This window comes from Providencia sp. PROV_01 (assembly GCF_053098325.1).
This window is the reverse complement of record NZ_JBRFKD010000002.1, coordinates 1,427,777-1,444,496: the sequence shown is the minus strand read 5'-3', so window position 1 is coordinate 1,444,496 and position 16,720 is coordinate 1,427,777. Positions and strand designations below refer to the sequence as shown.

General features: G+C 40.4%; 14 protein-coding genes. 4 read left to right on the top strand and 10 right to left on the bottom strand.

Annotated elements, in window-relative coordinates; all coding sequences use genetic code 11:
• Nucleotides 1–133 precede the first annotated feature (133 nt).
• Nucleotides 134–766, bottom strand: coding sequence for a TetR/AcrR family transcriptional regulator (locus ACU696_RS07160; protein WP_109912041.1), 633 nt, complete (start codon nt 764–766; stop codon nt 134–136).
• A gap of 376 nt (nt 767–1,142) precedes the next feature.
• Here ACU696_RS07160 and ACU696_RS07155 point away from each other — a divergent pair, with 376 nt between their 5' ends.
• Both ACU696_RS07155 and ACU696_RS07150 read left to right on the top strand, forming a co-directional pair.
• Nucleotides 1,143–2,360 (top strand): Tm-1-like ATP-binding domain-containing protein, encoded by a 1,218-nt coding sequence (locus ACU696_RS07155; RefSeq protein WP_209102411.1) that lies wholly within the window; start codon nt 1,143–1,145, stop codon nt 2,358–2,360.
• Between the two features lie 12 nt (nt 2,361–2,372).
• A complete protein-coding gene (locus tag ACU696_RS07150; protein WP_004913739.1) occupies nt 2,373–3,200 on the top strand; it encodes a phosphoenolpyruvate hydrolase family protein in 828 nt (275 codons plus the stop codon).
• 73 nt (nt 3,201–3,273) lie between these two features.
• On the opposite strand, the gene ACU696_RS07145 is transcribed toward ACU696_RS07150, so the two are convergent.
• On the bottom strand, nt 3,274–3,996 hold the full coding sequence (locus ACU696_RS07145) for a hypothetical protein (RefSeq protein WP_209102409.1): 723 nt from the start codon (nt 3,994–3,996) through the stop codon (nt 3,274–3,276).
• 171 nt (nt 3,997–4,167) lie between these two features.
• Nucleotides 4,168–5,064 carry a diaminopimelate dehydrogenase gene (locus ACU696_RS07140; RefSeq protein ID WP_109912038.1) on the bottom strand — a complete coding sequence of 299 codons (897 nt, stop codon included), beginning with the start codon at nt 5,062–5,064 and terminating at the stop codon, nt 4,168–4,170.
• A 339-nt stretch (nt 5,065–5,403) separates the two neighbouring features.
• On the opposite strand from ACU696_RS07140, the gene ACU696_RS07135 reads away from it, so the two are divergent.
• Together ACU696_RS07135 and ACU696_RS07130 are read left to right on the top strand one after the other, a co-directional pair.
• Entirely contained in the window at nt 5,404–6,750 is a 1,347-nt protein-coding gene (locus tag ACU696_RS07135; RefSeq protein ID WP_004913749.1) for an MATE family efflux transporter, read from the top strand.
• A gap of 208 nt (nt 6,751–6,958) precedes the next feature.
• Complete coding sequence (locus ACU696_RS07130; protein WP_109912037.1) at nt 6,959–8,281, top strand: L-cysteine desulfidase family protein; 1,323 nt, start codon at nt 6,959–6,961, stop codon at nt 8,279–8,281.
• 270 nt (nt 8,282–8,551) lie between these two features.
• Here ACU696_RS07130 and yjiA read toward each other — a convergent pair whose 3' ends face one another.
• From yjiA to ACU696_RS07095, 7 genes are all read right to left on the bottom strand, one after another.
• Nucleotides 8,552–9,520, bottom strand: a complete 969-nt coding sequence (gene yjiA, locus ACU696_RS07125) for a GTPase (protein ID WP_109912036.1) — start codon at nt 9,518–9,520, stop codon at nt 8,552–8,554.
• A 22-nt stretch (nt 9,521–9,542) separates the two neighbouring features.
• Nucleotides 9,543–9,746, bottom strand: a complete 204-nt coding sequence (locus tag ACU696_RS07120; RefSeq protein ID WP_004260586.1) for a YbdD/YjiX family protein — start codon at nt 9,744–9,746, stop codon at nt 9,543–9,545.
• A gap of 101 nt (nt 9,747–9,847) precedes the next feature.
• Nucleotides 9,848–12,001 carry a carbon starvation CstA family protein gene (locus tag ACU696_RS07115; protein WP_004913760.1) on the bottom strand — a complete coding sequence of 718 codons (2,154 nt, stop codon included), beginning with the start codon at nt 11,999–12,001 and terminating at the stop codon, nt 9,848–9,850.
• Between the two features lie 432 nt (nt 12,002–12,433).
• Nucleotides 12,434–12,886, bottom strand: coding sequence for a WG repeat-containing protein (locus ACU696_RS07110; RefSeq protein ID WP_123382371.1), 453 nt, complete (start codon nt 12,884–12,886; stop codon nt 12,434–12,436).
• A gap of 464 nt (nt 12,887–13,350) precedes the next feature.
• Nucleotides 13,351–14,529 carry a formate-dependent phosphoribosylglycinamide formyltransferase gene (gene purT / locus ACU696_RS07105; RefSeq protein WP_004913766.1) on the bottom strand — a complete coding sequence of 393 codons (1,179 nt, stop codon included), beginning with the start codon at nt 14,527–14,529 and terminating at the stop codon, nt 13,351–13,353.
• A gap of 125 nt (nt 14,530–14,654) precedes the next feature.
• Nucleotides 14,655–15,581, bottom strand: a complete 927-nt coding sequence (rarD, locus tag ACU696_RS07100; protein ID WP_109912035.1) for an EamA family transporter RarD — start codon at nt 15,579–15,581, stop codon at nt 14,655–14,657.
• 169 nt (nt 15,582–15,750) lie between these two features.
• Entirely contained in the window at nt 15,751–16,698 is a 948-nt protein-coding gene (locus tag ACU696_RS07095) for an aminoimidazole riboside kinase (RefSeq protein WP_004913771.1), read from the bottom strand.
• Nucleotides 16,699–16,720 lie beyond the last annotated feature (22 nt).

Sequence of the window (16,720 nt, the reverse complement as noted above, 5' to 3'; positions counted from 1 at the left end):
CTTTAGTTTTTATTTATTTATTACCCTAGTGGTATCCACCAGAATTTATCTATTTATTAGGTTTTGATCTTATTATTTTGACTTGGTTTGAAAAATTTCTCTTAACTAAAATTAACATAACGTAGCCATAAAACTATTTTTTCCGTTTTATATTATCAGCACGAGCTTGATTCATTATTGCTTTGGACATCCATTGAGCTAACGCAGTGACTTGGGCATCATCCATTTTCCAAATATCTTTTAATACTAAAAATATTTCGGAACCATAAATAACAGAAAAGGCTCTAATCACTTTATCTATAATTTCTTGCGGATATTCTGATTTCATTGGCGATGTCACCATCGCAAGAATTTCTTTGCGATTTCCACGTTCTAGACGCTTATCATTAACATTTTGTGGATCAGCTCGACCCTGAGCCCACTGCTGCAATGACGCTTGCAATGCAGCCCGTAAAACACCTTCATGTTCAAACATACGCGGAAATGCATAGGTTAATAACTCGTCAATACGATCTTCAGTTTGCTCACTTTGTGGGCGCCAAGTTAAAATTGGCCCTAAGCTCTCATTAACCGTTGCAGTAATTAAATCGGCCTGCGTCGGAAAATAACGATAAGCTGTCGCACGAGAAACTCCCGCTTCAAGCGCTAATTCAGAAACAGAAGGCATTGCCCCTTTTTCAAATAAATCTAAAGCCGTCGTAACCAATAATACATAGGTCCGTTTTCGTGTCCCTTTGTATTCTGAGTATGAATTAGTTTTAGACATTAATTTATCCTTAAAATACTGTCACTTACTATAAATCGAGTTAATACTCATGAAAACATATAAGTGTGAATAGGTAAACATACTTGATTGATAATTTGTAAAAATTTATCCATAAAGATGATTTTAAAAGTAATAACAAAAGACAGAATAATTACATTTAAATATTATAAGTTTCCACATCCATTCAAAATAATTCAAGACTCTTATTGAGAATTTATTTCTATTTATCAATAGGATATATCATCCAGACACCAATGCCCTTCACCATAAAATGTAAAATGAGACTGCAATCTCATTTTACAACCAAACAAAATGATACTATAGTCTCATTATGATGAAAAATTCAACGTTAGTTTTACTCTGAAAGGGTTTTTCTATGAAAAAATATCCGGGTTTTATTTATATTGTAACAACGCTTGACACGAAAAGTGCTGAACTATTTTATGTCAGTGAATTAATCAAAAACGCCGGATTGGCGGTACGTACCGTTGACCTGACAACACAACCAACGCAATTAGATAAAAACGCAGATATCAGCGCGCATGCCGTTGCAAGTTTTCATCCACTTGGCGCTGAAGCCGTTTTCTGTGGTGATCGCGGTAAAGCCATTGAAGCCATGGCACACGCTTTTAGCCTTTACCTTGCCGCACAAACAGATGTTGCCGCTATTCTTGGTTTAGGAGGGTCTGGCGGAACCGCACTCATTACACCCGCCATGCAAGTGTTGCCTGTAGGTATTCCAAAATTAATGGTTTCTACGATGGCATCAGGGGATATTTCCGGTTATATCCGCGCCAGTGATATTTCGATGATGTACTCCGTCACTGATGTGTCTGGTTTGAATATCATTTCCCGTAAAGTATTAAAAAATGCAGCCAACCAAATTGCAGGAGCGGTTTGGTTTGATAGCGAAGAACAACCGCACGACTTAAAGCCTGCGATTGCCCTAACCATGTTCGGGGTAACGACCCCATGCGTCCAGCAACTTACAACACAGTTAGAAGCCCAATATGACTGTCTAGTCTTCCATGCAACAGGCAGTGGTGGTAAAGCCATGGAAAAACTGATTGATAGCCAGTTATTGCATTCTGTTTTAGACATTACAACCACTGAAGTGTGTGATTACTTATTTGGTGGCGTACTAGCATGTGATGAAGACCGCTTTGGTGCTATTGAGCGTACTCAAACCCCTTGCGTGATGTCTTGTGGAGCCTTGGATATGGTGAATTTTGGTCGCCCTTCCACTGTGCCTAAACACTATCAAGATCGCTTATTTTATCATCACAATGCTCAAGTCACTTTAATGAGAACGACCAAAGAAGAAAATCAGCAAATGGGTCGTTGGATTGCCGAAAAGTTAAATCGTTGTCATGGTGAAGTGCGCTTTATTATTCCAACAGCAGGTTTCTCAGCTTTAGATGTTGAAGGTGCTCCATTTTGGGATCCTATCGCAGACCAAGCCTTCATTGATACTTTAACCGCAAATTTAATAATAACAGAGAAAAGACAGCTTATTTTGAGTCCTTATCATATTAACTCCTCAGAGTTTTGTGATCAGGTTATTCAGCTTCATCAGGAAATTTTGAACAAATAATAGAGGTTAATTATGAAACATAACCGCACAGATTTATTAAAAAAATTTAGAGACATGATTGCTCGGGGAGAACCAATCATCGGTGGTGGCGCAGGAACAGGACTATCGGCGAAATGCGAAGAAGCGGGCGGTATTGATTTAATTGTTATCTATAACTCAGGCCGTTACCGCATGGCGGGTAGAGGTTCCCTTGCGGGTTTATTAGCTTATGGTAATGCGAATGAAATCGTTATGGATATGGCAAAAGAAGTTTTACCTGTAGTAAAACAGACGCCAGTTCTTGCGGGTGTGAATGGAACAGATCCATTCTGCCAATTCGATAAGTTCCTTGATGATATCAAAGCAACAGGTTTTGCAGGGGTGCAAAATTTCCCTACTGTCGGTCTAATTGATGGTAATTTCCGCGCCAACTTAGAAGAAACAGGTATGGGTTATGGGTTAGAAGTTGAAATGATCCGTTTAGCCCACGAAAAAGATTTACTTACAACGCCTTACGTTTTTAGTGCTGAAGATGCCATTGCGATGACTCAAGCTGGTGCTGACATTATTGTACCACACATGGGGCTAACGACTGGCGGGAATATTGGCGCAGAAACGGCACTGACGCTCAAAGATTGTGTGCCATTAATCAATGAATGGGCAAAAGCGGCAAAAGCAGTACGCGAAGATGTGATTGTTCTGTGCCACGGTGGCCCAATAGCTACCCCAGAAGATGCTGAATACATTTTAGCCAACTGCCCTGATTGCCATGGCTTCTATGGTGCCAGCTCAATGGAACGTTTGCCAACAGAAGTGGCATTAACCGCCACCACACAAAAATTTAAATCAATTACACGTTAGTTTTTTACTTTATATTTTGCCAACACCAGGCGCCTACTTCGGTAGGCGTTTTTTTATCTTTCTAGCTACAAAGTTATTTCCCTTTTTCCTGGTAAATAGAATGCCCTTTGCATAAAAAATATGTTAGGCAAGCCATAAATATAGGCATACCAAAATAGAGCACGCCAAAGGCAAAAGCCACATGGGGTTTATCTGGAAACTCGCCCCCCGTAGAAATACTCGAATAATAGTCAATCGACCTTAAATATTCAGGCGTTAATCCGCCATAAGGTACGAGAAAAGATAAAATTAACACCGAGAAAATACAGAACATAAAATTGAGTGCCATTAACGCTGAATAGCCCATATTTTCAGAGCGTTCTTGCTCTGTTCGACTGGTTAAACCAAAAAGCATTCGATTTGCGACAGTGGCACTATACAAATATAAAATTAATGGGGAATCCCCTAAGACTGACATATTAATAGCCAGAGCAAAAAGGCCATAGAAAAGGGCAAATAACGTTAATATTCGCCAATCACGAAATACCGCCATAAAGACGCCTGAGTGAACTAAAATAAATTCAAAAATCAGGATCAGTGTCAGGTTATAAATAATTTCTACTGTATAGTATTCAGGAAAAAACCATACCGATAAAATAAAACCGACATAAAATAATGAAAAGCCATAATTTATTATTTTAGAAAAAGCACGAATAATGCTGAAAGAATGCGGAGTTTCCTTCACACTTTTTACTGAAGATTGTTTTGGGAAAAAACCTTGGTTGTTATCTTTCCCATTCCTTGGTGGCTTTACCATTACCTCACTCCATGTCATCAATATCACTTTACTAATAAGCTACTTGATAACACAAAAAATAAACAGTGGCTAAAGTCCGAATGGCGGATTCAGGATAAGATAAAGTGTAAGGAATATCGACAAGATGGCATGAACGTACACTCGCCATGCCACAGATAGATTAAATTGAAATTAAACCAATTTGGCGATCAGCGTATCTAAATCACCTTGTAAGAAATTCACGGGTGGAATTTCAATCACGGTATATGCACCTGCAGCTTGTTTCATGGTCGCACGTGCGGCAGAAACCATAAACTGAGAAGTGAGTGCGGGATTATTAATACGCATTGAATATTCGAATAACTGGTTATGTGTTGCCCCTGAAACCCCTTTATGGGTCATGTGCACACCATGCCCAACATCTTTTAATGCATCAATGCTATCGACTTGACGAATATGTGTTTCATCAGAAGAAAAATAGCTATCTGCTTTAATTGCTTGAGTCACTGCATCAAAATTCACGCCACTTTCTAATTCAACATAAACCATACGGCGATGAACCCCAGTCCCTAATGGGATTGTGACAGAAAGTGCATCTTTGACGCCATCAATTGCTTTGGCAGCCACACTGTGCCCCATACTCATCCCTGGTCCAAAATTAGTAAAAGTTACCCCTTTTGGTGCCATCGCTAACATTAGAGTTCGCATAATCGAATCCGAACCAGGATCCCATCCAGCAGAAACAACTGCCACGCTATTATGTTGCTTCGCAATATCATCTAAGCTGTGTTTTAAAGCGACAATATCTGAATGAACATCAAAGCTATCAACCGTATTAATTCCCAAACTTAAAATTTTTGCTGCTAATGGACCGATTGCACGCGTAGGTGAACAGAGTAGCGCAACATCAACTTCTCCTAGTTTTTCAATATCATCAACCACTTTGTAGGCTGAAAGTTCAGCGGGAATATCTTGTGTATTGCGACGAACTACCCCGACTAACTCAAAATCTTCAGCGGCCAGAACAGCTTCTAGTGCATAGCGGCCAATATTACCGTAGCCCACTATTGCTGCTTTAATTTTTGTCATTTTTACTCCTATACCGTGCTGATGTTGCTTATTAAATTATTTATACCCGTAATCCTTCAAGTTGCAGCGCTTTTCGTTGAGGTATAAGTGACTACGCTCAGCTCGCCGAGTCACATAGTTTATCTATGTTCCCCGCCTATCTTCCCTTGTCGCCTACCTGCAACTCGAATTATTTAGGGTATATAGCGAAATTAAATTTAACAGAATAATTAAAAGTAAACAAAACATTAGCCTAATTAAGTCAGATGCATTTTAACCCTATTTTCATTGTTGAAATCCATGTAGAATTAGCCACTCAACAAGCTTTCCCTAACATTCATGAATATATAAAGGTTCTCAATGCATCAATCTGATGTGACTGAGCGGTCACTCTTTTCGCTCAGCTGGCCAATTTTTATCGATATTTTTCTTCATTTGGCCACATTATTAATTAATACCTATATGGTTAGCCACGTTTCTACTGCCTACCTTGCTGCTATGGGGGTGGGAAACCAAGTGTTTGACCTATTTATTACTATTTTTAACTTTATAAGTGTGGGATGTAGCGTTGTTATTGCCCAATACTTAGGAGCAGGCCGCAGAGAAAAAGCCAGCCAAGCAATTCATATTTCAATCGCGTTTAACTTTATTCTTGGTTTTTCTAGCGCGCTAGTCGCATTATTTTTTGGCTATAGCATTCTAACTATCATGAATATGCCATCACATTTAATGGCTGATGGTTATACTTATTTACGTATTTTAGGGATATGTTTAATTCCTGAAGCGATTTCAATTATTTTAGCCGCATGCTTGCGAGTTTATGGTAAAGCACAGCCTGCAATGTGGGTCACATTAATCGCTAATGTGATTACCGTGTTTGGTAACATCATTGTTCTTTATGGTTTCTTTGGGTTACCACAATATGGCCTTGAGGGCGTTGCTTGGTCAACTGTCGTTGGGCGTATTGTTGCCGTTATTTTACTCTTCTGCCTACTGTTTTATGGGTTGAGGATTAAATTTGTCCCAATGATGCTAATACACTGGTCGCGAAAAATGTTGGGTAAAATTTTACATATTGGCTTACCCTCCGCCGGTGAAAACCTCGTTTGGATCCTCCATTTTATGACCGCATCTGCGTTTATCGGTCTCATGGGAGAAACATCTCTTGCGGCACAAACACTCTATTTCCAATTGTCATTATTTATCATGCTGTTCGGTATCTCTATCAGTATTGGTAATGAAATTATGGTTGGCCATCTTGTTGGAGCAAAACGCTTTGAAGATGCCTTTAGGCGCGGGGTAAAAAGCCTCAAAATGGGTTTTTACGTAACAATTGGTGTGGTTATTGCCTTTTGGTTATTCCGTGATCCTATCCTAAATAACATTACGGACGACCACGGTATTATTGAATTATTGCTGCCATTGTTTTTACTTTCGGTGTTTTTAGAGCCCGGCAGAACAATTAATATCGTGATGGTGAATGCCTTACGTGCCTCAGGTGATGCCCGCTTTCCTCTGTGTACCGCCATTATTTTTATGTGGGGCGTTGCTATCCCATTAGGCTACTTCTTAGGTATAAAAATGGAGATGGGCCTCTTAGGTATTTGGTTAGGTTTCTTTGCTGATGAATGGTTGCGCGGCTTAACGAATGCATGGCGCTGGCGTTCACGTAAGTGGCAAAGTAAGCGTCTTGATGTAGAAAGCTAATCTGTTCCGTTATCACTCAGTCCTGCCGAATTTTATAGGCAGGACTTTTGTGACCAGGCTCAAAATTAGAATTTTTTCATTTTTATAATTCAAATTAGAGATAATATTTCTCTTCACTCTCTTTAAATCCCCTAACTTAGTGAAGTTTTTCTCCAGACTGTTGTTTAAAATAATAAAATCGAAAAAGATTTTATTAAGGGGACTTGCCATGCATGCTCAATCACAACCACTACTTTGGCAATATTTTATCAAAGCAGTAAAACAAGAAGTAAAACCTGCCTTAGGTTGTACTGAGCCAATTTCATTGGCATATGCTGCTGCTAAAGCCGCTTCATTTCTTGATGGGCAAGTGATCCGTGTCTGTGCTTTTGTCTCTCCTAACCTCATGAAAAATGGCATGGGTGTAACCGTCCCCGGGACAGGTATGGTAGGTCTACCTATCGCAGCTGCGCTTGGTGCTGTTGGGGGCGATGCCGATGCAGGTTTAGAAGTTTTAAAATCAGCGTCCGCGGATGCCATTGCTTTGAGTAAAACCATGTTAGCGCAAGGAGCTATTACTGTAGATATCAAACACCCTTGTGATGATGTTATCTACTCTGAAGCCACGGTATACACACAAACTGAATCCGCAACCGTCATCATTGCAGGGTCGCATACCAATATTGTTAAAATCGTTCATAACAATCATACCGTATTTGATGCCACAACAGCTCAACCTCACCATGAATCGCCCGTTGACTGTGCGGCTGATGTCCCTCTGCCCCCCGTCACCGCCAAGTCTGTTTATCAATTTGCTACCGAAGCACCTTTAGAGGATATTCGTTTTATTCTTGAAGCCGCACATTTAAACGAAGCTTTATCTCAAGAAGGCTTACGCAACGTTTATGGCTTACATATCGGTAAAACATTACAAACCCAGCGAGACCGTGGCCTGCTTTCAAAAGACTTAATGTCAGAAATTATGATCCGCACCTCTGCCGCCTCAGATGCGCGCATGGGCGGTGCCGTATTACCCGCAATGAGCAACTCCGGCTCAGGCAACCAAGGTATTGCAGCCACCATGCCTGTTGTTGTGACTGCTGATTACCTACAATCTTCAGAAGAACAACTGGCTCGTGCATTGATGCTCTCCCATCTGATGGCAATCTACATTCATAACCAGCTTCCTGCATTATCGGCATTGTGCGCTGCGACAACAGCGGCGATGGGAGCTGCCGCGGGCATTGCTTGGTTACTAGAATCCCGCTATGAAGTCGTTGCAATGGCAATTTCCAGTATGATTGGTGATGTTAGTGGTATGATTTGTGATGGCGCATCAAACAGTTGTGCAATGAAGGTGTCAACCAGTGCGAGTGCCGCTTATAAAGCCGTGCTAATGGCATTAGATAATAGCTGTGTTAGAGGGTCGGATGGTATTGTGTCTGATGATGTCGACCAATCTATTGCCAATTTATGTTCTTTAGCCGCGGGTTCAATGAAACATACTGACGTGCAGATTATTGAAATTATGGCCGCTAAAGCACGCCCTTAACGCCGTCGCGTTGTTGGCTACATTCGCCAACCCTAGTCACATACTTGTGTATGCTCCTAGGGATTATTTCTTTTGCCGTCTTGCTACGTCGCTAATTCTTCGCCCTTAACGCCGTAGCATTGTTGGCTACATTCGCCAACCCTAGTCACATACTTATGTATGCTCCTAGGGATTGGCTCTTTTGCCGCCTTGCTACGCCGCTAATGACTTTGAATTTCGTTTTGAATTTCTTTTTGAATTTCTTTTTTGAAATTATTTTTTTGAATTGTTCTATTTTGAATTAACTTCTAGGGCTGCGAATTTTTCACGAATTATATCTTCTGGTAGGTCAATACCAATAAACACTAATACACTGCGGCGTTGTTCATCAACTTCCCAGTCTCTATCCCAATCCGCACTATAGAGGCGTTGAACACCTTGGAATAATAAGCGTTTTGGTTCACCCATAATGGAAAGAATTCCTTTATAACGCAGTAAGTTATCTGCAAAACCGAGTAATAGGTCTTCCATTACTTGAGAAACGGCCATCAGTTCAACAGGATAATTAAATTCAAGGACAATCGAGCCGACTTCATTTTGTTGTTTAGGCGCGAAACGGAATGTCGGTTGTTTGACATTCAACTGTGAATCCAATAAAAACCCTTCGATATCCAATAATAAACTCAGGTCGATATCACCTTGAATAACTGGGTAAATCGGTGCTCTCGCATTAATACGTTGTAAACGTTCAATTAAAGCTTCGTTATTCGGCTCAATATCTGTTTTGGTCAATAAAATGCGATCTGCATAGCCAATTTGCGCTTGAGCAATGGCAAAATCATTCAATTGTTTATCAGCGTGAACAGCATCCACTAGTGTAATAATGCCATCTAACACATAACGTTCGCATAGGACTTCATGGGAAAAAAAAGTTTGAGTGATCGGGCCTGGGTCTGCCATGCCAGTGCACTCAATGACGAGACGCTCAAAGTCTAATTTTCCATTATCAAGGCCATCTAATAGGTCTAATAAGGCATTTTCTAATTCATTCGAACGACTACAACAAATACAGCCATTACTTAATGTGGTAATTTGTGTCGCACGATCACCAATTATTGCGTTATCAATGGGGACTTCACCAAACTCATTTTCAATCACTGCAATTTTATGACCGTGCTCAGCATGAAGAATATGGCTAAGGAGAGTCGTCTTACCAGCCCCGAGAAAACCGGTTAAAATTGTTACGCTAATAGGTTTCATTATTGCCCTCACACTTCATTGATTAACAGCAGCGAAATCCGCCTTTACCGCTACCACCATACCGTGCATCTTGTCTTTCGCGAAAAAATTCTTTGTAGGTCATCACAGGTTTATCTGGGTGATTATCACTCATATGCTGCACATAGGTATCATAATCAGGAATACCAATTAGCATGCGTGCTGCTTGCCCGAGGTATTTTCCTGTTTTGCCGAGATTTCCAAACATCAGCCTCTCCAATACAAATGCCCTACATCATGAACACACAATGTAGGGCGACCTTTCATTTACCGAACATCTTCCGATGTTCAATTTCGTTGAAGGGTGACTTAATGTGAAGATGAAACTTTCACGCCCTCTTTAGGTACAGGAACATAAGGTGTTTCTTTGTCTGTACGCTCTGGGTTTTTGTGCGCTTTCATCCCAACGCGAATACCATAGAAAATGATACCGTAGACAACCACCAAGAATAGAATACTCAGCCCTGCGTTGGTGTAGTTATTAATAATAATGTGATTCATATTAGTAATTTCTTGTGCAGTTAACTCTGCACCACCTGCCGCAATCTTATCTTTATAAGATTTCGCTAAGTATAGGAATCCTTCCAGTTGTGGGTTATCACTGAATAATTTCAGTCCCAATGCCCAAGTTGTACAGATTAATAGCCATACTGCAGGTAATACAGTCACCATAATGTATTTACTGCGTTTCATCTTAATCAGCACTACTGTACTCAAGACTAAAGCAACTGCTGCTAACATTTGGTTCGAGATACCGAACAGAGGCCATAAGCTCTTAACACCGCCCAGTGGGTCAACAACACCTTGATACAATAAATAACCCCACAGCCCAACACAACCAGCTGTACCTATGATACCAGCAACCAGTGAATCTGTTTTCTTCAAGAATGGAACAAAGTTACCCAATAAATCTTGCAGCATAAAGCGGCCTGAACGAGTCCCTGCATCCAATGCGGTTAAGATAAACAGAGCTTCAAACAGAATACCAAAGTGATACCAGAAGCCCATATTTGCCGCAGGCATGATTTCGTGGAAAACAAACGCAATACCCACCGCTAATGTTGGCGCACCACCTGCTCGGTTTAATACCGACGGCTCACCAATATCTTTCGCAGTTTGCATGATTTGTTCAGGTGAAATCACAAAGCCCCATGAGCTTACTGTAGCTGCTGCATGAACAGATACATCTTTCAGTTGAGCCATGATAGCCGCGCCATCTGGCCCCCCCAGCTCATGCAAGTTAGGCATGGTAATACCTAACGCTGCTGGCGGCGTATTCATAGCAAAATACAGGCCTGGTTCGATAATAGAAGCCGCGACCAAAGCCATAATCGCAACAAATGACTCCATTAACATTGCACCATAACCGATGTAACGCGCATCTTTTTCGTTTGCTAATAACTTAGGTGTTGTCCCTGAGGAAATAAGCGCATGGAAACCGGATACCGCACCACAAGCGATGGTAATAAACAAGAATGGGAATAGAGTACCTTTCCAAACAGGACCTGAACCATCAACAAATTGCGTCACTGCTGGCATTTTTAATTCAGGGTTTAGAATAACGATACCAATCGCTAAACCAACGATAACCCCAATTTTCAAGAATGTCGCTAAATAGTCACGAGGCGCTAAAATTAGCCATACAGGTAATAATGCAGAGACAAATGCATAACCCACTAACGCGTAAGTAATCGTCGTGTCTTTGAATGTCAGTGCTGGGCCCCAGTATGGGTCGTGAGCAATCACGCCACCAAACCAGATAGAGGCAACTAACAAGACGATACCAATGACTGAAACCTCACCAACACGCCCTGGTCGGATATATCGCATATATATCCCCATAAATAAGGCGATTGGTACCGTTGACACAACAGTAAAGACACCCCATGGGCTTTCTGCCAAGGCTTTCACCACAATCAATGCTAATACAGCAAGGATAATGATCATGATTAGGAAGCACCCAAAGAGTGCCAGCGTTCCCGGAATTGGGCCTAGCTCTTCTTTAACGATTTCCCCTAATGATGCACCATTACGACGTGATGAAATAAATAACACCATGAAATCTTGCACTGCACCGGCTAACACAACCCCTGCAAGCAACCATAAGGTGCCGGGTAAATAGCCGACTTGAGCAGCAAGAACAGGTCCGACTAATGGCCCCGCCCCTGCAATCGCGGCAAAGTGGTGACCAAATAGAACGTTTTTATTTGTCGGAACATAGTTTAACCCGTCATTATTAATGACGGCTGGAGTCGCACGTGTTTCGTCCAGCTTCATCACTTTTTTAGCGATATATAAGCTGTAATAACGATATGCTATGAGATACACCGCCACAGAAGCGACGACAATCCAAAGAGCACTGATGTGCTCACCACGCCTGAGTGCAACTACCCCCAGACAGACCGCACCGATTATCCCAAGGATCATCCACGGAATGTGCTTTAAAATACCATTTTTGTTCATAGAACACCCTTCTGAGGTAAAACGAACATGCCATTGATTTTGTATTAGCCATCATAAAAAACGATATCACTGTGTTTTCGTTGCTTATCATTTATCGTTGATGGGTTTTTAATTGGCAGTGGTTGAACTGTATTGAATCAAAAAATTGAGCTCTGCCATGGTGTATATGGTATGAAATTACACTCAGCAAATGACTAAAGTTATGCTAAGTGGTGCCATATGGAATTAAGCGGTTTGTTTTTTACTTTGAATGGTTTTTAGGGAGGTCAAATGAGCTTAAAAACGTGATCTGCATTACAATTTCAATTTGTTTTCAATAAGTTAAAAAATGAAGTATGCATGGTTAAAATGATGTTTATTGTGAATAAATTTCACTAATAACGTAAAAACCTAAAGCTGAGTTACCTGAAACCTTATGATATCTATATACGTTTAGCGTGTAATCGTAGTCCAATTACCACCAACCCACCAACTGTGCTCACCATCAGTTTGTGTTTCACATCCGATACCGACTTTCGCTTTCCCTGCTTCAAAGGGATATGCGCAATCATAAATTGCATCAATCACGACTTCCCCTGATATCGCATCTGCAAAACCAATTTTATTTTCTTTACGAATTCGGTATACCCCGTCCTGTGCTTCATCTGGCCAGTTGTCAAAATAATAAAGCTGGTAAACTTCTTGCCCTTTCTGGTCAAAAACAGCCAAACCGCTATTTGGTCGTTCACCTAAGCAATACTTAAATGATGATTGCGGTTCAAAACACTCGATTTTATCTTTTTCATTCGCCACCCATAAGCTAAATTGTTGTTCAAGATTTTGTGCTGTTGATAAAAAAGACATTAATCCTAATGACATTAAGCCAGCGACATAACGAACCATCATCACTTTCCTTATTCTACTTTTACGCCGGATTATAGTAAGAAATGGAGCGCACCAATCTTACTCCAATAAATACTCGCTTATTAAAGATAGCGGATATCTCTTTCAATGAAACTAGGAATAAGGGTAAATAAAATCTTGTACAAGAATAACCTTAAGATTCAAATTAGTAAGAATTCAGCCCCAAGAAGATGCATTTAAAAATATTTACGTAACTCAAAATGCTAATGGGGTTAAGTTAGTCAATAAGCTACCTTACTCTATCAATCTGGCTGGATTAGCGATTAATAATAATTTCTTTAATGACGAGCACTTTAACGGGGCTATTGGCATTCAATTATTAGGTGGAATCCCCGTTATTAGTGCCAATCAAACCCCATTAGCCAAGCCAGATGCAACCTCAATTATTTGGGATAATATAAAAAGCAGTAGCGAAACAAAAATGTTCAGCACTAACTTCATTAAAATCAACCAGAAACACACACTGTATTAGCGGTTTTTTGCGCCAGCTCTAATGCACTTTCAATCGAATCTGCAATTGCCAAAGCAACACCTAACCGGCGAGTTCCTGCAATTTCAGGTTTACCAAATAACCGTAATTGAGTATCCGATCCCAATGCTGCACCAATATTTGAAAAAATCACATTTTGGCTTTGTAAACTAGGTAAAATAACCGCGGATGCACTTGGTCCATATTGGCGGATCACACCGATTGGGAAGCCAAGAAATGCACGAACATGTAAAGCAAACTCAGATAAATTTTGTGAAATCAGCGTCACCATGCCTGTATCATGGGGACGAGGCGAAACTTCATTAAAAATAATATCGTCACCGCACACAAATAATTCAACACCAAATATTCCGTAGCCCCCCAGAGAGGTAACAATTTTCTCAGCAACATCCTGCGCTTTTTTCAACGCCACCTCACTCATGTACTGTGGCTGCCAAGACTCACGATAATCCCCTTTTTCTTGTCGATGCCCTACTGGCGCACAAAAGTGAATCCCATCCACGGCACTGACCGTTAATAATGTAATTTCAAAATCAAAATTAACCATTTTTTCAACAATTACACGGCCTTGACCTGCTCGACCACCTTCCTGTGAGTAATCCCAAGCTTGATTTAATTCGTCTCGAGAATGGATCACACTTTGCCCCTTCCCTGACGAACTCATCACTGGCTTAACAATACAAGGAAAGCCGATTTTTTCTGCTGCTGCGATAAAATCGAGTTTACTGTCTACAAATTGATACTCTGATGTTGGTAATTTCAACTCTTCTGCGGCTAAGCGGCGGATCCCTTCTCTATCCATAGTAAGAACAATCGCTTTCGCAGACGGAACCACTTTTTGTCCTTGTTGTTCCAGTTCCATTAATACCTGTGTCGCAATCGCTTCAATTTCAGGCACAATAATATCGGGTTTTTCAATTGAAACTATTTGCTTCAGCGCTTCGCCATCAAGCATGTTTATTGTATAGCTACGGTGTGCAATATGCATCGCTGGCGCATTATCATAGCGATCAACCGCAATGACTTCGATGCCCAACCGTTGACATTCAATCGCAACTTCCTTGCCTAACTCTCCAGCACCTAACAACATGACTTTTGTTGCAGATTTACACAGCGCAGTACCTAATTGATTCATGATTGATAACCTTACCGACAAAAAAGTTACTACCAATTATATACGCAACCGTTTGCTTTTGCTATCGAGGAAAAAATGCCATAAGACAATAATCTTATAAACTATTGATAATGATGGTTAACTATTTAATCTAATGGTGTTTTGTCACGCCCAGTAATAAAAGGTTCTTTATGAGAAAATTTAATATACTGTTTGCGTAAGATTGCTAACACACAAAATATTAAACCAATCCAAATAAGTGAGAAACTAATGCCTTTGACCCAATCAAATAGCTCATTAAATAAAAATACGGCTAATAAGAATTGAATTGTTGGTTCTATATATTGTGCTAAACCTATTACCGTTAATGACGTTCGTTTAATTGCCGCAGTAAAAAAGAGCAAAGGAATGATCGTGACTGGAGCCGCTAACATATAAAGAACTTTAATTTGCCAATCCCCTTGCGCCACAGCGCTTAAACCATTAGAAGCTAACCACCAAGAGATCGCTATTGCAATGGGCAGCAACCAAAGCGCTTCTAGAAATAAAGACGTAATCACATCAAATCGAATAAATTTACGGATTAATCCATATACCGCAAAAGCACTCCCCATAACTAACGCTAAAATAGGTAATTCACCATACTGCCAAATTTGGTAACCAACCCCCGCACAAATAAAAATAACAGCCATTTTTTCTGCAAAAACAAGCCGTTCGCGAAGAAACAAAACACCAAGTAGAATAGAGAATAATGGGTTAATAAAATATCCAAGACTCGCGGCTAACACCTGTCCGTGAGTTAATGCGTAGGTAAATGTTGTCCAAGATATCGCCATAACCGACGAACTAAATAAACACAAAATTATCGACCGTTTATCAGACCATACCTCGCGCCATAAAGATTTATTTTTAATAATTAAGCGAACAAAAAAAAGTATAGGCACAGACCAAATAAGACGTTCTGCAAGTAGCTCTAAAGGTTCCGCTCCGGGAAGTAAACGATAAAATAATGGTGTGATTCCCCATAAGATATAGGAAAAAATAGCAAGAGCTACTCCCGAGCGAAGCAACATAATTTATCCACAATAAATCTGATTAAATAATATTAGCTACTTATCATACGCCAAAATGCAAAAAATAAAACTTATCAACATCATAATATAGGTTGAATTATATCAAGTATTCTTAAAATAAAAGGTAACTATATCGCTACCTTTTATTTACTCGCTGCATATATATTCATCAAAAAACATCACGCTGATGTAATGGTGGTTGCTGCTGCATAAATGCACATAATTCCTCTTGTGTCGGCGCTGCGGCAATAGCACCTTTTTTGGTTGTCGCCAATGCACCACAAGCAGTAGCTTGCGAAATGACCTTCATCAGCCCCTCTTTTTCATTGACTAGCCCATATTGTGAAATGGCCGCCAACAACCCCGCCATAAATGCATCGCCAGCCCCTGTGGTATCAATACTTTCTACTAAATAAGCACTTACGGCCATTTGAACCAAAGAAGTGAACACCTGACAACCTTTAGCCCCTTGAGTAACAATTTTTAATTGGGCAGGATAGCCTTGCAATTTGGCGATTGCATTTTCAAAACGACTTTCTTGCGTTAACCACAGCAGCTCATCATCAGAAAGTTTTAAAATATCCGCTCGTTTTGCAAAATTATCAACAACTTGGTGCATTTCATCGGGATCAGACCACATTTGTGGACGAATATTAATATCAAAACTCAGTAACCCACCAGCGAGTTTTAGTTGTTCGATAGCTGTTGATAGAGACGCTCTACATTGGTGATGCACTAGAGCTAATGAGCAAAAATGCAAAATATCATGACCAAATTGCGGTAAGTTGTTTGTCGTTAAAAATTGGTCAGCCGAAGGAGAAACTAAAAAAGAAAATTCACGTTCTCCGTTTTCATGCAACGAGACGAGAACAGTACTTGTTTTATACTTTTCATCAAATTCCATCGCACTCGTATCAACCCCTATATCAAATAAGGTTTTTTGCATGAAATGCCCGAAAGCTTCTTCACCGACTCGTCCAATAAAACCACTATTTTGCCCTAAGCGTGCAACCCCAGCGGCGACATTTACAGGCGCACCACCAGCACAAGCTTCATATTGCATGTTTTGAAGAGGAATTAAATCAATAACTGCATCCCCTAATGCCCAAACTTTCATTATATCTCCTTTGCGAGTTTTA